Origin of the sequence: Geothrix paludis, from assembly GCF_022808815.1 — a bacterium.
Lineage (GTDB): Bacteria > Acidobacteriota > Holophagae > Holophagales > Holophagaceae > Geothrix > Geothrix paludis.
Window position 1 is genome coordinate 52,170 of the sequence record NZ_JAKZLC010000002.1, and the last position, 21,606, is coordinate 73,775.

Genomic DNA, 21,606 nt, shown 5'->3' on the forward strand with positions numbered 1-21,606 from the left:
GTTCCATGCGCCCCGCCCTGCTGCTTGCCGCCCTGCCCTCGCTCCTGGTCGCCCAGGAGGCCGTTACCACACTGAAGGACCAGAAGGCTCTGGCGGTCACGATCTACAACGACAACCTGGCCCTGGTGAAGGACACGCGGGAGGTGCGGCTGCCCAAGGGCGAGTCCCGGCTGGCCTTCCAGGAGGTGTCCGCCCAGATCCGGCCGGAAACGGCCCTGCTGCGTAACCTGACGCACCCGAAAGACTTTTGGGTGGCGGAGCAGAACTTCGACTTCGACCTGCTCACGCCCCAGAAGCTGCTGGAGAAGTACGTGGGCGAGAAAGTAACCGTGGTGCGCAGCGTGCCCAACGAATCCGGCGCGGGGGCCAAAGAGGTGCGGGAGGAGGCCACGGTGCTGGCCACCAACAACGGCACGGTGCTCCAGTTCGCGGACCGCATCGAGACCAGCGTCCCCGGCCGCCTCGTCTTCCCGAAGGTTCCCGGCAACCTCCGGGCCCGGCCCACCCTGGTGATCAGCCTCAACAGCGGCGCCGACCGCGAGCAGAAGCTGGAGCTGAGCTACCTCACGGGCGGCCTCTCCTGGCGCGCCGACTATGTGGCCAATCTGGCGCCGGACGAAAAGACCCTCGACCTCAGCGGCTGGGTGACCCTCACCAACCAGAGCGGCGCCGCCTACCCCAACGCCACCCTGCAGCTGGTGGCGGGGGATGTGAACCGGGTCCAACCCAGGCCTGAGCGCGTCTACGCCATGGCGGAGATGGCCGCGAAGGCCGCTCCACCTGCACCCCGCATGGCCGAGGAGAGCCTCTTCGAATACCACCTCTACACCCTGGACCGCCCCACGACGCTGGCGGTGAACCAGACCAAGCAGGTGGCCCTCCTCAGCGCCAGCGCGGTGCCGGTGCGGAAGGATTACCTCCTCCAGGGTCAGGCCTACTACTACTCCGGCAGCTACGGCGACCTGGGCGACAAGCAGAAGGTGGGCGTCTTCGTGGAGTTCGACAACAAGGAGGCCAGCCGCCTGGGCATGCCGCTGCCCAAGGGCATCATCCGCGTCTACAAGCGGGACGGCGAGGGCCGGGCCCAGTTCGTGGGCGAGGACAGCATCGACCACACCCCGAAGAACGAGCTGGTGCGCCTGAAGCTGGGCGAGGCCTTCGACGTCACCGCCCGGCGGAAGCAGACGGACTACAAGAGCCTCGGCAAGCAGGGGAAGTTCGGCTTCGTGCACGAATCCGCCTACGAGATCGAGCTGAAGAACGCCAAGAAGGAGCCTGTCACCGTCACCGTGCTGGAGCCCATGCCCGGCGACTGGGAGGTGCTCCAGAGCAGCCATCCCTGCACCAAGGCCACCGCCGGCACCGGTAAGTTCCAGGTGGCCGTCCCCGCCGAAGGCAAGGCCACGCTGACGTACCGCGTGCGGGTGCGGTGGTAGGGGCAGTCTCCTGGCCTCAGTCCTCAGTCCTCAGTAAAAGATCCCGGAGCGGCCTCTGGCCGCGCCTTGATTTTGCCTTTGGATGAGGCCACTCCAAAGGGATGGGTCGACACCGAGGGAAAAGGATGGCGCAGCGCGAAGCGCCGCCACGGAAAGCATTACCTGAGGACTGAAGACTGAGGGCTGACCCCGAATTCCGCCATACTGAACTGCCATGCCCCTCCCCGCCCGTTTCCTCGCCCGCTTGCGACGCCTGCCCCTGCGCCTCCGGGGGCGGCTGGGCGGCGGCACCGAGGGCCTGCATCCCTCGAAGCTCAAGGGCGCGGGGCTCACCTTCGTGGAGAACCGGCCCTACGTGCCGGGCGACGATCCCCGCTTCATCAACTGGCCCCTGACCGCCCGGACGGGCGAGCCGATCATGAAGCGCTTCGAGAGCAGCCGCGACTTGGTGCTGTGGCTGGTGGTGGACCCCTCGCCCTCCATGTTCCTGGGCGATCCGGTCTCGCCTTTGCGCTGGGCCCTGGAACTCTGCGGCGCCGCCTTCGCCACCCTCCAGGCCACCGGCGACCGCCTGGGCCTCATCGTCCCCGGCGACGGCCGCACCCCGGCCCTGCGCATCGCGCCCAAGCGGGGCCGCATCCACGGCCTCCGCATCCTGGAGACCCTGGCCGAGCGCGGTCCCTCCATCCCCACGGAGGCCGCCTGGCGCGAGGCCCTGGGCCACTGGGGCGAGCATGGCAAGGGGCACCGCCTCTGGCTCTTCAGCAACGGCGCGGGCCTGCAGGGCCTGGCGCCCCTCCTGAAGCCCCTGGCCACGCGACACCGGCTGGTGTGGTTCCAGCCGGAGACGCCCGAGGGGCCCAAGGCCCCGACCTGGCCCGACCCCGGCTTCTCCCCCGCCATCGAGCGGCAACGCTGGGACCTTCTGGAGGATCCCATCGTGAAGCTGAACGCCTGGCTCCGGGCGGGAGGGGCGTAGGTATGGAGATGGGTGGTTCCGTCCTTCGCCTGTCCTGGCTCGGAATCCGCGCGCGGATTCCGAGATATCAAAAGATCGCATGTTTGCTGGCAATGGGCCTGTGGGCCGGTGCCGCGCCCACATGGAAGTCGGCCGGTCCGCTGAAGCTGGGTGAACTCCAGGTGCTGGAGCTGCGGGAGGAGGATCCTGCGGCACCCGCCCCTCCGCGGCCCACGGTGGAGGATCGCCTGGGGCCCCTGCGCCTGCGCTCCATGGAGCCCCTGCCGGACGGGCGGGGCTGGCGCTTCCAGGTGCAGGCCCTGGAGCCGGGGCTGGCGGTGATCCCCGCCCTGGACTTGGGCAATGGCCAGCGGGCTCCGGAGCTGCGGCTGGACGTGCCCCGCACCATCCCCTATGGCGGACCCTGGGTGGGCTTCGGCGGCGGGAACGAGGATCTCCTGCCCGCCATCCCCTTCCCCTGGGCCTGGGCCAGCCTCCTGCTGCTGCCCCCCCTCGCGCTGGCCTTCTGGATCATCCGCCGCTGGCGGAAGGGCTCGGCCAAGCGCCGCCTGCACCACGCGGCCCAGGTCTTCCGCCGGCACTGGCCCCCGGCCCGGCGGGATCGCACCGCCCTCGACGCCGCCCACGCCCTGGGCCGCGACCTGCTGGCCGCCCGCTTCGGGGATGCCGCGCGCGCCTGGGGTCCCGCGGAGTTCCAGGCCCGCAACCTGGGCCCCTGGGACCAGTGGACCAGGAGCCTGGATGCGGCCCGCTTCGGTCGGACCGAGCCGCCCTTCCCGGCCCCGGAGCCGCTGGTGGCGGCCCTGGACGCCCGCGGCGACCAGAAGGGGGACGCGTGATCGCCCTGCGCCAGCCCCTCCTGCTGCTGGTGGCCGTGCCCCTGCTGGTCTGGGCCTGGCGGGTGGTCTACCGCTGGGGCATCCCCTCGTCGCGGCCCTCCAGCGCGTTGGCGCGCCTCAGCTCCCACTGGCTGCCGCCGGTGCTGGCCCTGGCCCTGGGCTTGGCCGCGGCGGGCCCCGAGTGGCGTAGACCTGTGCGAGGCGAGGCTCCCGTGGTGGACTTCGCCGTGGTGCTGGATGGCAGCAGCAGCATGAAGATCCTCGACCGGCCCGACGAGGACCGCTGGCACGCGGCCCGCCGCACCCTGGCCCAGTTCGTCCAGCGCCGGCCCGACGACCGCTTCGCCCTCATCCTCTTCAGCGCCCACCCAGTGACCCTCAGCCCCCTCACCGCCGACCACACGCGCCTGCTCCGCATGCTGGCCCGCCTCGACCTGGACAGCCGGGACGACGGCACCGCCATCGGTTCCGCCCTCATGACCGCCGTGCGGCGCCTGGAGGACAGCCCCGCCCGCAGCCGCGTGATCCTCCTCATCACGGACGGCGTGCAGAACCGCGGCCGGGTGACCCCCGTGGAGGCCGCGGAAGAGGCGCAGCGCAACGGCATCCGCATCCACGCCGTGGCCATCGGCACCGACGGCGAGAGCCTGGTGCCCCTGGAGGGCGGCGGCTTCGCCCGCCTCCGCGTGGAGGTGGACCACGCCACCCTGCGGCAGGTGGCCCACTTGACCGGCGGCGAGTCCTTCAGCGCCGAGGATCCCGGCGGCCTGGCCCGCAGCCTCGCCTCCGTTGACCAGCTGGAGAAGACGCTCCTGCCCGTGGATCAGCCCACGGAGGGCGAGCCCTTGGCGCGCTGGTTCCTCCTGGCGGCGACCCTCCTGGCGCTGCCCCTGGCCGCAGACCTCGCCTTCAAGCGCGGCAAGCCGCGGCCCGCCTGGGTGGAGGGGCCATGAACATGAACCTCCCCTTCACCCATCCCTGGCTGCTGGCGCCCTCCGGCGCGGCGGCGGTCGTGGCCCTCGCCCTCGCCCTGCGCGCCCACCTGCGACCGGGCCTGGGCGTTCAGGTGGTGGGCCAGCGCCCGCTCTGGCAGGGCCTGGGCATGGCACTCATGCTGGCGGGCCTGGGGCTCGGCCTGGCGGAACCCCGCTGGGGTCTGCCGGAGTTCCCGAGGCTGACCGTGCATGTGGTGCTGGACGCCAGCCGATCCATGACCGTGCCCGATGCCGGGGGCCGCTCGCGCTGGGACGCTGCCGTGGCCGCCCTCGATCGCATCTGGTCCCAACCCCAGGCCGGCCTGCGATGGAGCCTGGACCTGCTCACCGGCGACGACATCCCCCTCCAGCCCCCCGGGGAGGACCGCACCCTGCTCCGCGAGGCGCTGCGGGCTGTGGTACCCGGCGAGGTGGGCTCCCCAGGCACCAGCCTGGGCCGCGGTCTGCCCCAGGTGGCCGCCCAGGCGGACCGCGAGGCGCCCGCCGTCATCCTCCTGCTCAGCGACGGCGAAGAGACCTGGGAGGTTCCTGAGATCGCACTGGCCCGCGCCGTGGAGTCCCTGAAGAAGGCGAAGCTCCCGGTCTGCGTACTTGCCCTGGGAGACGGCCAACCCCACGCCGTGCCCGCCAGGCCCGCACCCGAAGGCCAACCCCCCACTCAACCATCGGCCCAAGCCTCTGCGGCCGAACCCGCCGTGAGCACCGCCCACCCGGACTTCCTGGCCCGCCTGGCTCAGGCCACCGGGGGCCAGGTGTTCACGAACGGCGAGACCGCCGCCGCGGGGCTCCAGTCCCTGGCCGCCGGCAGGCTGCCCCTGCCGGCCCGGCGTTCCCTCCAGCCGGCCCATCCCGAGGTGGGCGCCTGGCTGGCCCTGGCGGGACTGGCCCTCTGGCTGGCCTTCGCCGGCAAGCCCATGGCCCGGTGGCGGCCCGCCCTGCTCCTCCTGCTGGCCCTGGCCGCGCCCCTCCGGGCCCAGTCCGGGAAGGCCTGGGCGCCCCCCAGCGTGAAGGCCTGGTTCGCCCAGCGGGCCCTGGAGAACGGGGATCTGCCTGGGGCCCGCCGGTGGCGTCCGGGGGACGCCAAGCCCTCCCATGTGCTCCTGGCCGCCCAGATCGACCTGAGGACCGGCCTTCCCGATGAGGCCCTGAAGGCCCTGTCTCCCCTGGTGGGCCAGGGAGCCCCGCGGCCCCTGCCGCCCTGGCGGACGCCCGCCCTGCTCCTGGCCGCCCGGGCGCACCTCGAGGCCAGGCGTCCCGCCGAAGCCCGGGCCCTGCTGGAACGCCTGCTGCTGGAACATCCGGGCCAGCCGGACGCCATCCACGATCTGCAGACCCTGGTGAAGGACGCCACGCCGCCACCACCCAATCCGAAGACCCCTCCGCCCCCCCCGCCGCCCCGCCCCAGCATGGGTGCCCAGCAGGACGAGCTGGAGGGCATCAAGCAGCGCCTGCCCAAGCCCCCGAAGACCCCGGGAGGGGTGAAGGATCTGTAATCGGGCTGTCAGCTATCAGCCGTCAGCTAAAGAAACGGCGGCCCGGAGGCCGCCGTGCTTTTACTGATGGCTGACAGCTGATAGCTACTTCGCCCCCAGCCAGGCCGCGAACTCGGCGCCGGTGCGGAAGGCGCCCACCTGGCGGCGGACCTCCTTGCCGTTGGCGTCGAGGATCACCATGGTCGGGAAGGCTTCGAGGCCGAACTTATCGGCCAGCTTCTTCCCCTCGGGCATGGGGGTGCGGTCCCGCTTCTCCACGAGGGCGGAGAAGGGCACCACCTTGGCGAGGGCGGCCTGGCCCTCGGCGCTGGGGAAGACATTCTTCTGAAGGTACTGGCAGGGCGGGCACCACTCGGTCCAGAGGTCCATGAAGATGACCTTCTTTTCGGCCTTGGCGCGCTTGAGGGCGGTCTGGTAGTCGTGCTCCCACTTCACGGGTCCCTGGGCCACCAGGGGCGCGGCGATGAGCAGGAGGGCGGCGAGGGCTTTCATGCTGGAACTCCGGAGAGAGGGCGGATGCACCGCACAGAACGTTGGATGGAGCCAACCGGGCTTCCGTTCCATCTCCCAGGATACCCGGGCTAATCCGGCGGGTCAGAACCCCGTAATCCCAGGTGAATCGGCGAGTGCCGAACCCCTTTCCTTCCAAGGAGGCCGCCCATGCGCGCCGTCATGATCCCGCTGGCCCTGGCGGCCAGCCTCAGTCTCCCTCTGTCCGCGCAGACCGCGCGGTTCCTCAAGGTGGATATCGTCTCCAAATCCTTCCAGCACCATGCCAGGCACAAGGGTGCGGATGGCCCCAGTGAAGTGCATGTCCGCATGCCCATCAGCCTGGCCAACGGCATCCTCGACATGGCCGGCGAAGGGGAAATCAAGATCAATGGCGAGACGAAGAAGGGCATGAAGCCCGAACAGCTCCAGAAGCTGCTGTCCGACGCCAAGCCGGGCGACCTGCTCCTGGAAGTCACCACGGACAAGGGCGATCACATCCGCGTCACCGTCGAGTAGCCGGGAGCCCCTCCGCGCATCTCAAGGCCCCGCCACGCGGGGCCTCTTTGTGTACGCTGGAACCATGGAATCTCTGACCGAACTCCGAGTGCGCTACGCCGAGACGGATGCCATGGGCATCGTCCACCACGCGACCTATCCGGTGTGGATGGAGCTGGGCCGCAGCGATTTCCTGCGGGAGCTGGGCCAGAGCTACGCGGACTGGGAAGCCCGGGGCGTGCGCCTGGTGGTCAACGAGATCCGCGTCCGCTTCCGTTCACCGGCCCGCTATGACGAACTGGTGCAGGTCCGGACCTTCCTCCGGGAAACCGGCCGCCGCCGCGTCGTGTTCGGCTACCGCATCGAACGCAACGGGACCTTGCTGGCCGAGGGAGAGAGCACCCACCTAGTGGCCGGCTCCGATAACCGCGCCCGGGTGCTGCCGGATGATCTCCTGGAGCTGATTCAGCGCCCCTGAAGCTCGGCCTGCAGACAGAGGCAATTGGACAGCAGGGCCGCCAGGGCATCCATGACCCCCCGCCGGCTCTCGCTGAAGGCATCGGTCTGGAAGCTCTGGAAGCTCACCAGACCCACGGGCCGCCCGCCCGTTCCCAGCGGGATGCCGTACCAGGAATGGGGGATGAGGCCCGTGGCCTGTTCCGCGGCGGTCAGGAGGCTTCCAGCCGCCTGCCCCTCCTCCATGGTCCGGATGTAGATGGCCCGGTGGCCGGAGAGCACGCGTTCGGACAGGCCCGCCCGATCCGAGAGCCGCCGGGACGGGTGCTGCCGGAGACGCCCGCCCTCGTGGTAGAACACGAACTGAAGCTGGTCGTTGTCCCAGTCCGCCAGGGCCACGTAGAAGCAGGCCAGGCCCAGGGGCTTGAAGCAGACCTCCATGAGGGCCTCGCCCAGCTCGCGCGGGGAGAGGCCGGGGCGGAGGCGCTTCGCGGCGCCCAGGAGGAGGTCCCGATCCTCGTCCAGGTGCCGCACCAGCTCCTGGGTCTCCGCCATGCGGTTCCGGAGCGCCCGGTTCTCTTCCTCAAGCTGACGCAGCCGGTCCTCCCGTCCCACCGACGCGAGGTCCCTGGTCTTTCCACCGAAGAAACCCATGGGGCACACGAAGCCTTCAGAAGAAGCGATAAAGATGGTTACCTAGTGCCATGAAGATGCGGCGGCCGATCTCCCTTTTCAACACCCTGACCCGAAAGATCGAACCCGTGGTGCCTGTGGTGCCGGGGTCACTCTCGTTGTACACCTGCGGTCCCACGGTCTACAACTACGCACACATTGGAAATTTGCGGACATTCCTCTTCCAGGACCTGCTCAAGCGGACCTTCCAGGCCGCTGGCCACGAGGTCCGCCACTGCATGAACATCACGGATGTGGAGGACAAGATCATCCGGGATTCGCAGGGCGGCCTGCCCGCGGACGCCTCCAACGAGGCCCGCCACGGGGCCATGACCACCCTCACCGAGCGCTTCACGGCCATCTTCCTGGAGGACCTGGACACACTCCGCATCCGGAAGGCGGACTTCCTGCCCCGGGCCACCGCCTACATCCCCCAGATGATCCGCCTGGTGCAGGATCTCGAAGCCAAGGGCCTGGCCTACGTCCGCGAAGGCAGCGTCTATTACCGCATCGCCGGCCTGCCCCAGTACGGCTGCCTGGCCCACCTGGACCGGGAGGGTATGCAGGCAGGCGCCTCCGTGGACGCCGACGAATACGAACGAGACTCTGTCACCGACTTCGTCCTGTGGAAGGCCGCCAAGCCCGGCGAGCCCTCCTGGGACAGCCCCTGGGGCCCCGGGCGGCCCGGCTGGCACATCGAGTGCTCGGCCATGGGCATGGAGCTGCTGGGCGAGCGGGTGGACATCCACAGCGGCGGCGTGGACCTAATCTTCCCCCACCACGAGAACGAGATCGCCCAGAGCGAGGGCAAACTCGGCCACCGCTGGGTGGAGCACTGGGTCCATGGCGAGTTCCTGCTGGTGGAAGGCCAGAAGATGTCCAAGAGCCTGGGGAACTTCTTCACCCTGCGCGACCTCATCACGAAGGGCGTGGACCCCATCGCCCTGCGCTACGCCATCCAGAGCAACCACTACCGCAAGGTGCTGAACTTCAGCTTCGAGGGCCTGCGCGCCGCCGAGAACTCCCTGAAGCGAATCCGGGCCTTCCGCAAGCGCATGGAAGGCGAGGGCCAGGCCGGCGGCGGTCCCTGGGCGGAGGCGATCAATCCCACCGTCCGCCTGGACCAAGCCCGGGAGGCCTTCTGGGCGGCCATGGCCGACGACCTCAACACCCCCGAGGCCCTCGCCGCCATCTTCACCCTCATCAGCGACCTCAACGCCCAGGACGACCACGTGGCCCTCACCCGCGAGGAGCGCGACGCTGTCCTGGCCTTCCTGGACGAGGCCGACGCCATCTTCGCCGCCTGGCCCCACGAGGAGGCCAGCCTGGATGCCGAGGTGGAAGCCCTCATCGAGGCCCGGAAGGCCGCCAAGGCCTCCAAGAACTGGGCCGAAGCCGATCGAGTGCGCGACCAGCTCAAGGCCATGGGCATCGTGCTGGAGGACCGCAAGGACGGAACGGTCGGCTGGCGACGGGGATAGCCTTTTCTCACGCAGAAAGGCCCTCATGCCGCGGCATGAGGGCCTTTCTGTGTGATGGCCTCAGCGGCTGAGACGCTTCAACGCGATCTGGAGGAACTCCGGGGGACCGGGAAGGAGGCCGGAATCGGCCACGGCGTTCTGCCCTTCCTGGGTCAGGAGGAAGTGGATGACCTCGTTCACCGGAGCTGGAAGGGGCTGGCCAGGGGTCCGGTTCAGGTAGGCGTAGAAGAGCCGGGGCATGGGGTACTTGCTGGTGGTGACCGCGTCCTGGTTCGGGAAGCGGGCGTCTTCGAGGTGATAGGGCGTTACCGGCAGCACCTTGTTGGCGAAGTACCAGGAGGCCATGGTGCCGAAGGCGATACCCGCGCGGTCCGTCATGACGGCCTCGGCCAGCGCCGAGGAGTCGCCGCGTTCCTGGATGCCGGGCCTATACTCTCCCTTGAGCATGGCCTGAGCGGCGAACGAGGTGCGCGTGTTCGTCCCCTCGGCCCGCGCATAGGCGACGATGGGCATCTTGGCCCACTCGCCCTTGACTCCGAGGTCGCCCCAGGTGAGCGCCGGCGCCTTGCTGCCGCCGAGGCGGGTCCGGGAATAGATGGCGTCCAGCTGCTCCATGGTGATGGAGGTGATCGGATTGGCCTTGTTGACGAAGACGATGTTCGCGTCCAGGCAGACGGGGATGCGCATGGGCATGTAGCCGAACTTCGTCTGGAAGGCCTTGGTCTCTTCGGACGTGAACTCGCGGTCGGCGAGGATGAGCAGGGCGGTACCGTCCTGGAAGTCCTTGACCGCCTCTTTCGTGAGCTTCGACCGGTAGATCAGGTTGGCTTCAGGATGGAACTTCCGGAAGCCGGCGGACCACTCGTCGCCGAGATCCATGAGCTCGTCCGCCCCCGGCAGGTCGATGGGACCCTTCACCGCGGCCTGGGCCTGGTAGCGGGGAATCGAGGCGGGCACCTTGGCCCGGGTCTGGGCTGTCTGGGCCTGGAGCCCAGTGAAACAGGACATCCCCAATGCCACGGCCATGCCCGCGGCGAGGTAGGTGTGGTTCCCTCTCATATGGACCCCTTGTTGAATCAGGCGTTCCGACCGGGATCCCCCCCTGCCGGTCCCCTGAGTGTTCCCCGGTTAACTGCCAATGACCTGGAAAGATGCCGCCATAAATGCCCTTTAGGTCGCCATCGTACACCCGAACCCCAATCCCCCCGGCCCCCGCATGGAAACGTGACCCGGATCACGCCGGAGGCAAAAACGCCCTCCAGGTCTGCATCTGCGGAACCGCCCTGGATTCTGTCCCCTGGATCGGGATCCGGGCTCCGGTAGACTGCTCGTGAATCTGGCGGCCCCGCCCCGCCGGCCCGAGGGATCGCCATGGCACTTGCCCGTTGTCTAGCCAGCCTGCTCTGCGGCCTGCTCATGGCGGCGCCGATGTGGGCCCAGGATCCAGCCACCCACAAGCTGCCGGAGCACCATGCGAAGGCGGGTGTCCACTGCTTCGACTGCCACCACGAGGAGAAGCCCACCAAGAAGGCCGTGGCTTCCGATTCCTGCATGACCTGCCACGGCGACTACCCCGCCATGAAGGCCCTGACCAAGGACGTGAAACCCAACCCCCACGATTCCCACCTGGGTGAGATCCCCTGCACCGAATGCCACCGTCAGCATCAGGCTCCCAAGGTGAAGTGCCTGGAATGCCACGAGGGCAAGTTCAAGTTCAATATCCGCTGAGGGTCCCCGGCGATTCCAGGAGGGCGGCCCGAACCGCCTCGGGGGCCAGTTCCTCCAGACACTGGCGCCGCTGGCAGGCGCGTTCCCGGCACGGGGAGCAGCTGATGCCCGTGCGGAGCACGCGGCCGGCGCCCACGGGCAGGCCGGCCACCACGGGATCGCTGGAGCCGTAGAGGCCCAGGGCCGGCACGCCCAGGACGACCGCCAGGTGAAGGAGGCCCGTATCCGGTGCCACCACCCGATCCGCCTGCCGCAGGGCCGCCGCCAGCTGCCAGAAGCCCAGGCGCGGCAGGGCCGGAACCCCGGTTTCCGCCGGCAGCCAGCCGCGGAGGTCCTCCTCTTCGGGGCCCAGGGACCACCGCAGGTCCCACCGGTCCTTCAGCATCCCGGCGAGGGTGATCCAGTGGCGCAGGGGCCAGCGCTTGATGGCGCCGCGGCGGGAGGCGCCGGGCACCAGCACAGCGCGAGGTTTTGTCCGGACCGGCCAGACCTCGCCAGGATCCGGCAGATCCACCGCCTGGAGCACGGGCCTGAAGCGGCCCAGGCCTGGTATGCCCCGGCCCCGCCCGAAGGCCTCGGCCAACCCCAGGGCCTGGTCGTACCGAGTCTGGTGGCGGAAGGGGAGCGGATGGGTCTGGAGCGACCCGGCGAACTCCTTGGTGACGCCATCACCCCAGCGCTCGGGGATGGCCGCCAGCTTCGGGATGAGGGCCGCCTTGAGGATGCCGTGGAAATCGAGGCTGGCTTCGGCATCCCGCACCAGGCCCGCCACCCGCCGCAGCTCCGGCAGAGCCGACAAGGGATTCGAGAGGCGCTTCCGGCGCACGATCACCGGTTCCAGCCAGGGGAGCGGTTCCAGCAGGAACGCGTGGCGGTCCTCCACCACGGCCCGGAAGCGCGCTTCCGGGAAGGCCTCTCGGAGGTTGGCCCAGGCCGGCATCACCCGGAGGATGTCACCGAGGGCGGAGAGGCGGAGCAGGACCAGATCCATGCCCCCATGCTACCTGCCGATGTCGCTAGGCTGGGGGCATGAAGCCCTTCGCCCTGGACCAGTCCAAGAATCCCCCGGCCCTCAACGGGTTGGATCGCCTGCTCCGCCGCTTCGGCAGGAGCGCCTACATGGTGGCGGTCCTGCTGATGTACGCCCTCGTCTCCACGGCGCTGGGCCTGGCCCTGGCGCCAGCCCTGTGGGCTTGGGCCCAGGTCCATCCGGGGTTGCAGAGGCTCCCCGGCGTCCTGCCCTGGGTGGCCCAGGGGATCGCCCTGGCCGTCTGCTTCTTCATCTTCGGCCTGACCCTGCTGGTGGTGGTCCCCCTCTACAACTGGCTGCTGCCCACCCGGGTGAAGCCCTTCAAGGGCGGCTACTACACCCTGCATGCCGTGCCCTGGTTCCTCCACAACGGGCTCTTCTACCTGGTGCGCTACACCTTCCTGCCCTTCGTGACCCTCACGCCCTTCGGGGTGTGGTTCCTCAAGGCCATGGGCATGAAGGTCGGGCGCCATGCCTTCATCAACACGGAATACATCAGCGACCCCCAGCTCATCACCATCGGCGACGACGCGGCGCTGGGCGGCAGTGTGCGCCTCTGCGCCCATTACGGCGGCGCCGGGAATCTGGTCATCGCCCCTGTGACCGTCGGGCACCGCGCCACCCTCGGCCTGGCCTGCTGCATCATGGGCGACGTGGTCATCGGCGACGACGCCACCATCCTGCCCGAGAGCGTGGTGTTGCCGGGGAGCCGGGTGGGGGCGGGAGAGACCTGGGGCGGTGTCCCCGCGCAAAGGATCGAGCGCGAGGACATGGCGAGGATCAAGGCCGAGATCCGGGGCCTGCCCGGAACCATCAGGTGACACCGCCTACGGTTTCCGATGCTCACCGCTCGCCGGGTCCCGGCTTCGCAGGCTGCCCCGCAGCCCGCTGCGCCACCCGCCGGGGTTCGCGGGGCGGTGTCCCCGCGCGGAGGATCGAGCGCGAGGACATGGCGAGGATCAAGGCCGAGATCCGGGGCCGGCCTGAAACCATCAGCTGACATCGCCTACGGTCTCCGATGCTCACCGCTCGCCGGATGGCCGAAGCTTTGGGATAAGTCGAGATAAAAGGCAGGCTAGTCAAAGCTGGACCATGGAACCACAATGGACGTTTTCCCCCGGGGGACGCCCCCTCAACTTTGGGTCATGCTGATGCGTACATTCGCCCTACTTCCTGCCCTGCTCCTCCCCGCCGCCTTGATCGCCCAGGCGCCCGCCGCGTCCCTCGGGGACCGGCTGAAGGCTGAACGCCCGGCCGTGGACAAGCTGGTGGCGGACCTCCAGTACCCCGAGGCCATGAAGCGGGCCGAGAGCCTGCTTCCCGCCACCAAGCCCGTCTTTGACAAGAAGGACAACCAGACCTTGGTCCAGAGCGCCGTGACCTACATGGACCTCGGCCAGGCCTACCGGATGGCCGTGGAAACCGCGGACGCGGCCGGCTACTGGGAAAAGGCCCTGGAATACGCGAAGACCGCCAAGGCCCTGGCCGCCGAAAGCTACGATGCGATCAAGGAGCCCTTCGGCCAGACCGTCACCTACTACACCCAGGCCGGCGCCCGGGCCAAGCAGGTGCTCGAGGAGAACGACGCCCGCATCAAGGAGCTGAAGGGGAAGAGCGTTCTCGATCCCGGCGAGCGCCAGGAGCTGGACCTCGCCCTGGGGGTGGAGAAGGAACAGGCGGATGACGCCAAGTGGGTAAAGTTCTTCCAGACCTACCTCGACGTCACCAAGCGCGAGACCGAGGCCTATGATCCCCTGGTGAAGGTCATGGAGGAGAAGCTCAAGGGCGAGGCCAACCAGGTGGAGGAGTACAAGGCCGGCAAGGGCGACAAGCTCAAGTGGGTCGAGGCCGTGGTCTCCAGCCCGGCCTACCTCGAGGCCCAGGGCGACAAGGCCGGCAAGGCGCGCTTCCTGTACCGCCTGTCCGTCGTGGATCCTGAGAGCAAGAAGGTCCAACACCAGCTCGACGTCCTGTTCGGGAAGGCCCCGGCCACGCCGGTGAAGCCCGCCAAGCCCGCCAAGAAGGGAAAGAAGGGCTGAACCCCTCCTGGGCCTTGTACCCTGAGGACATGGCCCGCCGTTCCGCCTCCCGCATCCCCGTCCGTCCCCCGGCCCGCACGCCCGATCGGCGGGAATCCCCGAAAGCCCCGCGGCCTGCCGCGGGGCTTCGTCCGTACGAAACCTTCGAGGCCACCTTCCTGGGCCACCCTGAAGGCGCCGGCGGATTCCTGCGCCTGGCCGGAATGCCCAAGGGCCCCGGCATGGACCTCCTCGTGGACTGGCGGGATGCCCACGGCGCCATCCACGGCGACAAGGTCCTGGCCGAAGTCAGCGGCGAGGGCTGGGACGGGCGCCTCAAGGCCCGGGTGCTGGAGGTTCGGGGCCGCGGCGAGATCCCCCTGCCCGGCACGCTTCAGAAGCAGCCCTGGGGCTGGCGTGTGGTGCCCCTGGAACCGCGGCTCTCCCAGATCATCTCCGTGCCGCCCACGGACCTGGCCGAGGATGGCGAGCTGGTGAGCGTGAAGCTGGATGCCGATCCCGAGGCCAAGCAGCTGCACGGCACCGTGGTGGCCCGCCTCGGCAAGAAGACCGACCTGAAGATCGAGAACAGGCTGACCGCGGCCCTCTTCAACCTGCGCACGACCTTCCCGGACGGCGTGATGAAGGAGCTGGCGCCCTTCCCCACGACCATCCCCGCCGAATGGATCCAGGGCCGCGAGGATCTGCGCGAGACGCTCACCTGCACCGTGGACCCGCCCACGGCCAAGGACTTCGACGACGCCATCAGCCTGGAGGCGCTGCCCAAGTCCGAAGGCGGCGGCTGGCTGCTGGGCGTGCACATCGCGGACGTGAGCCACTATGTGACCGAGAACGGCCCCCTGGACGAGGAGGCCCGCCTGCGGGGCACCTCGGTGTATTTCCCGGACGAGGCCATCCCCATGATCCCGGATCGCCTCAGCGGGGATCTGTGCAGCCTGCGCGAAGGCGTGGACCGCCTGACCATGACGGCCTGGATGACGATCTCGCCCGAGTTGGAGGTGGTGGAGACGCGGCTCTCCGAGAGCGTCATCCGCAGCGCGAAGCGCCTCACCTACGACGAGGTGAAGGAGGCCAGCATCGACCTCTCGACGCGGAAACGGGCCGAGCTGGGCGAGGACCTCTGCGCCCTGCTGGACGAATCGCTGGTGCTGTCGAGGCGCCTCACCGTGGCCCGCCTGGGCCGGGGCGCCATGAACCTGGACACCGAGGAGGCCGAGTTCATCTTCGACGCGGAGGGCCGTCCCGTGGATGCCCGCCGCTATCCGCGCCACGACGCCCACCGCATGATCGAGGAGTTCATGCTGCTGGCCAACGAGACCGTGGCCCAGTTCTTCACGCGGAAGAAGGTCCCCACCATCTACCGCATCCACGACGAGCCCGACCCGCTGAAGCTGGAGATCTTCGCGGAGGTGGCACGCACCTTCGGACTGCTGAAGCCCAAGGAGACCCCCACGCCCGAGCACCTCAACGCCATGCTGGACAAGATCCGGGGCGGCCCCCTGGAGGTGATGATCAATACCCTGCTGCTGCGCAGCCTCAAGAGGGCCGAGTACAGCGCCGAGAACATCGGCCATTCCGGCCTGGCCCTCCAGGACTACCTGCACTTCACCAGCCCCATCCGCCGCTACCCGGACCTCATCGTTCACCGCCTGCTGCGCAAGGTCCTGCGGGGTGAGCGCCTGCCCGAGGCTCTCCATAGCCACCTGGCCGTGCTGGCCAAGGGCGCCAGCGACGCCGAGCAGAAGGCCACCGAGGCCGAGCGCGAGAACGACAAGTGGAAGGCCTGCCTTCTGATGAAGTCCCGCATTGGGCAGCGGTTCCGGGGCCGCATCCAGGGCTTCTCCGCCAAGGTGGCGTTCATCACGCTCGACGCGCCCTTCGTGGAGGTGGGCGTGCCTCTGGCGGCCCTGGGCGGCAGATTCTGGATCGACGAGCACCGCACCAAGGCCACCGGCCTCCGCGGATCCGTGGTGCTCACCATTGGCGATGCCGTGGAGGTCGAGGTCACCGCCGTGGACGAGGACCTGCGCCGCATCAGCGCCTGGATGACCGAAGCCAAGGCCCAGGATGCCCACGGCAAGGCCTTCACCTTCGTGCCGACGCTCGCAGCGCCTGCGACGCTGCGGGAAGGGGACTTCGAAAAGCCGAGGCGGGGGGGCGGAGCGCGGGCGAGGGAACCCAAAGTGCGCCACGAGGCGCCTCCAAAGGGTCGGCCGCCGAAGAAGGTCCGCGAGGCGGGTGGAAAGGCCCGCGAGACGGGCGGAAAACGCCGGGAAGCGAGCCCCAAGCCGCCGAAGGGCAGTGTGCGGGGCACCGGCAAGCGGAAGGGCCGGTGATCGTCGCGCCATCACCCGTGCGCTGCCTGGGGGTGGATCCGGGCTCCCTGGCCTGCGGCTGGGCGGTGGTGGAGCGCTTCGGTTCGCGCCTGACCCTGGTGGAGGCGGGCGTCATCCGCAGCCCCCGGGGCGCCGATTTCGATCAGCGGGCCCTGCGCATCCACGAGCGCCTGGCGGAGGCCATCGCCGCCCACGGGCCGGGCTTCATGGCCGTGGAGTCTCCCTTCGTGGAGAAGAACGCCGCCACCGCCCTGAAGCTGGGCCAGATCCGCGGCGGCATCCTGCTGACGGCGGCCCTCCACGGCCTGCCCGTGGGCGACTACAACCCCATGCAGGTGAAGAAGGCCGTCAGCGGCTACGGCTGGGCGGACAAGAGCCAGGTGGGGAAGATGGTCATGACCCTGCTGAACTTGCGGGAGCCGCTGGCCGCCGACGCGGCCGACGCCGCCGCCGTGGCCATCGGCCATCTGCTGGCCACCCGACGGGTCTGATCCACCCCGTTGACAACCTGTATGTCATGTTTTTCAAGGGCTTCTGGGATTGTCATGGCGACCATGACAAAAATGTTCGTAACTCGTGACATTTCTTGTGATGTCTATCACTAGCATTGGGAATCATCAAAGACGATGATGATGTCCAGCAAGCAGTGGAGTGGCCATGCACATGGATGCCAGCGTTCGACAGCACAACCCCGCCTTCTGGACCACCGCCGAACGGCTGCACGAGGTCTTCAACCAGCTCGAGTCCAAGATGAGCGCCTCCCCGCGCGGCCTCGCCGTCCTCCGCCAGGTGCAGGCCCTCGAAGCCGAGCTCGAGGCCGAGGTCATGCACCGCAGCCATCGGACGTTCGCGGCCTGAGGCCGGATCCTACGCAGAACGGCCCGGCGATGCCGGGCCGTTCTGCGTACGGGAGAGCCTCACGGCTTCTTCATCTGGAAGGTGAAGGTCTTCCAGGGGGCGTCCAGCAGCACGCGGGTTTCGCCCCGCCAGCCGATGCCGGGATCCTCGCCACGGATCACCAGGCTGGCCCCGGCCTTGGAGGCATCCAGCAGAATCCTGGGCCTGGCCTCCGTCCAGGGGTCCACGGCGTAGGTTCCGTCCTGGCGCTTCTCCCCGATCTGGACGGTTCCCAGCACCCCGGTGCCCTCGGCCGGCAGGATCTCCAGCTTCAGGTTTCCCCGGCCGCTGGCGCGAAGCTGGAGTGAGATCCGGCCTCCTCCGCCGCGGCGGATGACGCCCTGGATCTCCCCTTCCGCCAGCGGGGTCTCCGGCTGCACGGCCTTGGCGGCCAGCACGTCCATCACCAGGCTCCGGTAACGGGTGGCCTCCTCGGTGATGCGTCCCTCGTCCAGGGCCTTCTCACCGCAGTTGTAGGCCGCCACCGCCTTCTGGACCTCCCCCTGGTAGCGGTCCAGCAGGAAGCGCAGGTACTTCGCCCCTGCCGCCATGACCTGGGCGGGATCGTCCGGGTCCGTCGCGCCGTATTTCCGGGCGGTTTCGGGCATGACCTGGAGCAGGCCCGTGGCGCCCCTGGGGCTCCTGGCGGCCGCATTGAAGCCGCTCTCCACCCAGGCCATGCTGCGGAGCAGCTGGGGATCCAGGCCCTCCCGGGCCGCCAGGGCATCCAGTTGGGCGATCACCGGGACGGGAGCCCCGATGGGCGGGAACACCGGAGCCGCCGCCCGCAGGGCGAACGCCAGGCCGGGGATCAGCAAGAGAATCAGGGCACCTCCGAGGGGGCCCCGGACAGGCTTCGGAGAAAGCAGACGTTCGATGCGCGTGAGCAGGTGTCCTCCTCGGGCCGCGAGGGCCGGGAACAGCAGGTGGGGAAGGGGCCGCTGGATGTCGTCCAGCGCGTTGAGGGCCAAAGCCAGGCGCCGCGGATCGCCGAGCATCCCGGCCGCCAGGTCATCGGCGAGTTCCTCGCGTTCGGCCCGGATCCTGGCCGAAAGCCACCAGATGGCGGGGTGGAAGAAGAGGAGGGTTTCCGCGATGCCCTGGAGGAGGTTGGCCAGGTAGTCCAGGCGGCGCACGTGGGCCAGTTCATGGGCCAGGAGGGCCTCCAGATAACCGGGCGGGAGGCCCGTGAGCAGGGTCGCCGGCAGGAGCACCACCGGTTTCCAGAGCCCGAGGGCTACAGGCGATTGGGGCGATTGGCCCTGCCCCACCAGGAGGAGCCGGACCTTGCGCAGGATCCCCAGGCGCCGGGCCAGGGCATCGAGCGTGCCCTGCCATTCCCCGGGGGCCGGGACGCCCCTCCGCTTCCAGCTCAGGCTGAGGGCATACCCGCCGCCCAGGCGCAGGGCCATGAGGCTCGCTCCCACCGCCCAGAGAACGACCAGGATGGGCAAACGTGGCTGGAGCGCGGCCTCCAGCCGCACCAGCAGGGGTCTGGAGGTCCTGTCCGCCAGGGGCAGGAAGGCGGCCAGGTCAGCCTGGGCGACCTCGGCCACCTGGACCGGACCGACTCCCAGCGGTTCCGCACGGTGGAAGTGCCATGCCGTGCCAGCAGGCAGCCCCAGGCAGAGGGCCAGAATCAGGCCATTCATGGCATGCCGAGCGCGGCCTCGAAGAAGGAGCCCGCCCAGGGCCGCCAGGGCTACCAGCAGGCCGTCCTGCCAGAGAGCGTGGACGAGGGCCCATCCCAGGATCTGCACGGCGGCGGCCATCAGTCCTCCTTCCCCAGCAGCTCGCGGATACGGGCCTTTTCTTCGGGACTGACGGGGCCTGAGCGGAGGGCCGCGAGCACCAGGGCAGCGGCGGATCCTCCGAAGAGGCGCTGGCTCAGATCGGCCACCAGCCCCCCCTCCATGGCCGCCCGGCTGTGGGCCGGGGCGTAGACATGGCTGCGCTGCCGCTCGTCCCGGGTCACCAGGCCCTTGTCCAGCATCACCTGGAGCATCCGCAGGACGCCGGTGTAGGCGTACTCCTCCGTGAGGTTCAGGCGGGCATGCACCTCCTTCACGGTGGACGGTCCCAGGTCCCAGAGAACCCGCAGGAACTTGAGCTCCACGTCGGTCGGTTTGATCGGTCGCTTCATGGGAATCCTACACAAGATGATGTAGACCATTTTGTGTAGATCGGGCCGATTGTCAAGGGCTCCCTTGAAAAGGGAACGCCGACAAGCGAGGGAAAGCACAAGCCCGGCTCTGCAGGGCTTGTGCGCGGGGGCCCGGGGGTATGCGCGCAGCGCGGAACCCCCGGACAACAAAAGGGCACCCCGAAGGGTGCCCAATTGTCTCGGCCACTAGGATCACGGGCCGGAAGGGGCTGGCGTGAACGGTCGCCCCGTGGGAGGAAAGAGAAACTCTTCCCGACTCACAGGCTAGGCCGGCCTCCACCCCTCTCAAGAGGAAAAACTGTCCTGGCAGCCATCAGTCGATCAGGCCCGGCGCCCCGGCCCGGTAGGTGGTGTAGTGCGGCTCCCACTGGGCCTTGGTGACGATGGATTCCAGCTGGTCGTCATCGAGCAGGCGGCCGAGGCCGGCATTCCTGGCCTCGATGCCCACGGCCTTGGCCACGGCGGCGGAGACCTGGCGGATGTCCTTCATTTCCGGCAGCAGCAGGCCGGTGGCTTCCTGCGCCGGCGTCACGAAGGTGCTGATGGCCTTGCTGGCCGCCAGGAACATGCTGTCCGTGATCCGGGTGGCCTTGCAGACCAGGGCGCCGAGGCCCACGCCCGGGAAGATGTACATGTTGTTGCACTGGGAGGCCTGGAGCGTGCGGCCCTTCCAGTCCACCGGCGCGAAGGGGCTGCCCGTGGCCACCAGGCCCTTGCCGTCCGTAGCCTTCCAGACCGCCTCGGGCGAGCATTCGCACTTGTGGGTGGGATTCGAGAGCGCCAGCACGATGGGCCGCTCGGAATGCCTGGCGGTCTCCGCCAGGATGGCCTCGTCGAAGAGGTTCGGCTGGGCGGTGACGCCGATGAGCACCGTGGGATGCGCGTTGCGCACCACATCCTGGAGGCCGATGCGGGAGGGATCGTCCAGCTTCCACCCTTCCACTGAGGAGCGGCACTGGGCCAGCGGCATCTGGGGGCCCTCCAGCAGGGGGTCGCCTTCAATGAGCAGGCCCTGCATGTCCACGGCGAAGATGCGCTTGCGGGCCTCCTCGTCGGAGAGGCCTTCCGCCTTCAGCGCGGCGCGGATGTTCATGGCGATGCCGGTGCCGGCCTGGCCCATGCCCACGATGACGTAGCGCTCGTCCTGGAAGCGGCTCTTCTTGATCCGCATGGCGGTCATCAGCGCTGCCAGGGCCGTGGACCCCGTGCCTTGGATGTCGTCGTTGAAGGAGAGGATGCGCTCGCGGTAGCGATCGAGGTTCTTGAAGGCCGTGTGCTTGGCGAAGTCCTCCCACTGGAGCAGGGCGCCGGGGAAGTTGCGCTTCACGCCGAGAACAAACTTCTCGACGAGTTCTTCGTACTCCGCGCCACGGAGCCGGGGCTTGCGGATGCCCAGGTAGAGCGGATCCTCAAGCAGTCGGGGGTTGTTGGTGCCCACGTCCAGCGTGACAGGCAGGCACACCCCCGGGTGGACACCGCCGGCGGCCACATAGAGGCTCACCTTGCCCACGGGGATGCCCATGCCGTCGGAGCCGAGGTCGCCCAGGCCCAGGATGCGCTCGCCGTCCGTCACCACGATGAGGTTCACCTGGGGCTGGGAGAGCCCGTGGAAGATCTGGTCGATGTTCCCGATGTTCTCCGGCGTGATGTAGATGCCCCGGTAGCGCCGCTGGATGTGGCTCAGCTGGAGGCAAGCCTGGCCCACGGTGGGCGTGTAGACGATGGGCACCATCTCGTCCAGGTGGTCCACCAGGAGGCGGTAGAAGAGGACCTCGTTCCGGTCCAGGAGGCCCGACAGGTAGATGTACTTCTCCAGGTCGTCGGACTTGCGCTGGAACGCCTCGTAGGTCCGGTCCAGCTGGGATTCCAGGGTGGAGATGCCGGGCCGCAGCATGCCGTCCAGGCCCAACCCCAGGCGCTCCTCCTTGGTGAACGCCGAGGCCTTGTTCAGATGCGGATTGTTCAGCAGCTGCCGGCCCCGGACGTAGACCTCGTAGTATTCCTCGCCCGTCAGCGGGTCGATCTTCAGCGTGAAGGTCTTCATGGCAGCCCCTGTTTCACATGATCGCGCGAA

General features: G+C 68.9%; 21 protein-coding genes. 14 read left to right on the plus strand and 7 right to left on the minus strand.

Annotated elements, in window-relative coordinates; translation table 11 throughout:
- Positions 1–5 precede the first annotated feature (5 nt).
- The 5 genes from MLE64_RS05765 (at position 6) to MLE64_RS05785 (ending at position 5,742) form a co-directional block, all read left to right on the plus strand.
- Positions 6–1,436, plus strand: a complete 1,431-nt coding sequence (locus MLE64_RS05765; RefSeq protein ID WP_243316840.1) for a DUF4139 domain-containing protein — start codon at positions 6–8, stop codon at positions 1,434–1,436.
- A 214-nt stretch (positions 1,437–1,650) separates the two neighbouring features.
- Positions 1,651–2,415: a DUF58 domain-containing protein gene (locus MLE64_RS05770; RefSeq protein ID WP_243316841.1), complete on the plus strand. Its 765-nt coding sequence runs from the start codon at positions 1,651–1,653 to the stop codon at positions 2,413–2,415.
- An 83-nt stretch (positions 2,416–2,498) separates the two neighbouring features.
- The gene (locus MLE64_RS05775; RefSeq protein WP_243316842.1) at positions 2,499–3,254 is read left to right on the plus strand and encodes a hypothetical protein; all 756 of its coding nucleotides are present in this window, start codon (positions 2,499–2,501) and stop codon (positions 3,252–3,254) included.
- Positions 3,251–4,207, plus strand: a complete 957-nt coding sequence (locus tag MLE64_RS05780; RefSeq protein ID WP_243316843.1) for a VWA domain-containing protein — start codon at positions 3,251–3,253, stop codon at positions 4,205–4,207. Before MLE64_RS05775 ends, MLE64_RS05780 begins: the two co-directional genes overlap by 4 nt.
- Positions 4,204–5,742, plus strand: coding sequence for a vWA domain-containing protein (locus MLE64_RS05785; RefSeq protein ID WP_243316844.1), 1,539 nt, complete (start codon positions 4,204–4,206; stop codon positions 5,740–5,742). The genes MLE64_RS05780 and MLE64_RS05785 overlap by 4 nt, the downstream gene beginning before the upstream one ends.
- Positions 5,743–5,826: 84 nt before the next feature.
- Here MLE64_RS05785 and MLE64_RS05790 read toward each other — a convergent pair whose 3' ends face one another.
- Positions 5,827–6,234, minus strand: a complete 408-nt coding sequence (locus MLE64_RS05790) for a thioredoxin family protein (protein WP_243316845.1) — start codon at positions 6,232–6,234, stop codon at positions 5,827–5,829.
- A 168-nt stretch (positions 6,235–6,402) separates the two neighbouring features.
- On the opposite strand from MLE64_RS05790, the gene MLE64_RS05795 reads away from it, so the two are divergent.
- Both MLE64_RS05795 and MLE64_RS05800 read left to right on the plus strand, forming a co-directional pair.
- Positions 6,403–6,750 (plus strand): hypothetical protein, encoded by a 348-nt coding sequence (locus MLE64_RS05795; RefSeq protein WP_243295996.1) that lies wholly within the window; start codon positions 6,403–6,405, stop codon positions 6,748–6,750.
- A 64-nt stretch (positions 6,751–6,814) separates the two neighbouring features.
- The gene (locus tag MLE64_RS05800) at positions 6,815–7,207 is read left to right on the plus strand and encodes an acyl-CoA thioesterase (protein WP_243316846.1); all 393 of its coding nucleotides are present in this window, start codon (positions 6,815–6,817) and stop codon (positions 7,205–7,207) included.
- Here MLE64_RS05800 and MLE64_RS05805 read toward each other — a convergent pair.
- On the minus strand, positions 7,195–7,839 hold the full coding sequence (locus MLE64_RS05805; protein WP_243296050.1) for a GAF domain-containing protein: 645 nt from the start codon (positions 7,837–7,839) through the stop codon (positions 7,195–7,197). The genes MLE64_RS05800 and MLE64_RS05805 overlap by 13 nt on opposite strands.
- Before the next feature lie 56 nt (positions 7,840–7,895).
- Here MLE64_RS05805 and cysS point away from each other — a divergent pair, with 56 nt between their 5' ends.
- The gene (gene cysS / locus MLE64_RS05810; protein ID WP_243317297.1) at positions 7,896–9,338 is read left to right on the plus strand and encodes a cysteine--tRNA ligase; all 1,443 of its coding nucleotides are present in this window, start codon (positions 7,896–7,898) and stop codon (positions 9,336–9,338) included.
- A gap of 60 nt (positions 9,339–9,398) precedes the next feature.
- Here cysS and MLE64_RS05815 read toward each other — a convergent pair whose 3' ends face one another.
- A complete protein-coding gene (locus MLE64_RS05815) occupies positions 9,399–10,397 on the minus strand; it encodes a PstS family phosphate ABC transporter substrate-binding protein (protein ID WP_243316847.1) in 999 nt (332 codons plus the stop codon).
- 312 nt (positions 10,398–10,709) lie between these two features.
- Between MLE64_RS05815 and MLE64_RS05820 the strand changes: the two genes are divergently transcribed.
- Positions 10,710–11,066, plus strand: coding sequence for a cytochrome c3 family protein (locus MLE64_RS05820; protein ID WP_243316848.1), 357 nt, complete (start codon positions 10,710–10,712; stop codon positions 11,064–11,066).
- On the opposite strand, the gene MLE64_RS05825 is transcribed toward MLE64_RS05820, so the two are convergent.
- Entirely contained in the window at positions 11,053–12,057 is a 1,005-nt protein-coding gene (locus MLE64_RS05825; RefSeq protein WP_243316849.1) for a glycosyltransferase family 9 protein, read from the minus strand. The two genes, MLE64_RS05820 and MLE64_RS05825, sit on opposite strands and share 14 nt — an antisense overlap.
- 38 nt (positions 12,058–12,095) lie before the next feature.
- Here MLE64_RS05825 and MLE64_RS05830 point away from each other — a divergent pair, with 38 nt between their 5' ends.
- The 5 genes from MLE64_RS05830 (at position 12,096) to MLE64_RS05850 (ending at position 17,329) form a co-directional block, all read left to right on the plus strand.
- The gene (locus MLE64_RS05830; RefSeq protein WP_243316850.1) at positions 12,096–12,917 is read left to right on the plus strand and encodes a hypothetical protein; all 822 of its coding nucleotides are present in this window, start codon (positions 12,096–12,098) and stop codon (positions 12,915–12,917) included.
- Positions 12,918–13,247: 330 nt separating this feature from the next.
- Positions 13,248–14,135, plus strand: a complete 888-nt coding sequence (locus MLE64_RS05835; RefSeq protein WP_243316851.1) for a hypothetical protein — start codon at positions 13,248–13,250, stop codon at positions 14,133–14,135.
- A 29-nt stretch (positions 14,136–14,164) separates the two neighbouring features.
- A complete protein-coding gene (locus tag MLE64_RS05840; RefSeq protein ID WP_243316852.1) occupies positions 14,165–16,471 on the plus strand; it encodes a ribonuclease R family protein in 2,307 nt (768 codons plus the stop codon).
- Positions 16,468–16,962: a crossover junction endodeoxyribonuclease RuvC gene (ruvC, locus tag MLE64_RS05845; protein ID WP_243316853.1), complete on the plus strand. Its 495-nt coding sequence runs from the start codon at positions 16,468–16,470 to the stop codon at positions 16,960–16,962. Before MLE64_RS05840 ends, ruvC begins: the two co-directional genes overlap by 4 nt.
- Positions 16,963–17,128: 166 nt before the next feature.
- Entirely contained in the window at positions 17,129–17,329 is a 201-nt protein-coding gene (locus MLE64_RS05850) for a hypothetical protein (protein WP_243288661.1), read from the plus strand.
- 59 nt (positions 17,330–17,388) lie between these two features.
- On the opposite strand, the gene MLE64_RS05855 is transcribed toward MLE64_RS05850, so the two are convergent.
- The 3 genes from MLE64_RS05855 to MLE64_RS05865 form a co-directional block, all read right to left on the minus strand.
- Entirely contained in the window at positions 17,389–19,140 is a 1,752-nt protein-coding gene (locus MLE64_RS05855) for a transglycosylase SLT domain-containing protein (protein ID WP_243316854.1), read from the minus strand.
- Complete coding sequence (locus MLE64_RS05860; RefSeq protein ID WP_243316855.1) at positions 19,140–19,511, minus strand: BlaI/MecI/CopY family transcriptional regulator; 372 nt, start codon at positions 19,509–19,511, stop codon at positions 19,140–19,142. The genes MLE64_RS05855 and MLE64_RS05860 overlap by 1 nt, the downstream gene beginning before the upstream one ends.
- A 334-nt stretch (positions 19,512–19,845) precedes the next feature.
- Positions 19,846–21,576 carry an NAD-dependent malic enzyme gene (locus MLE64_RS05865; RefSeq protein WP_243316856.1) on the minus strand — a complete coding sequence of 577 codons (1,731 nt, stop codon included), beginning with the start codon at positions 21,574–21,576 and terminating at the stop codon, positions 19,846–19,848.
- Positions 21,577–21,606: the final 30 nt, after the last annotated feature.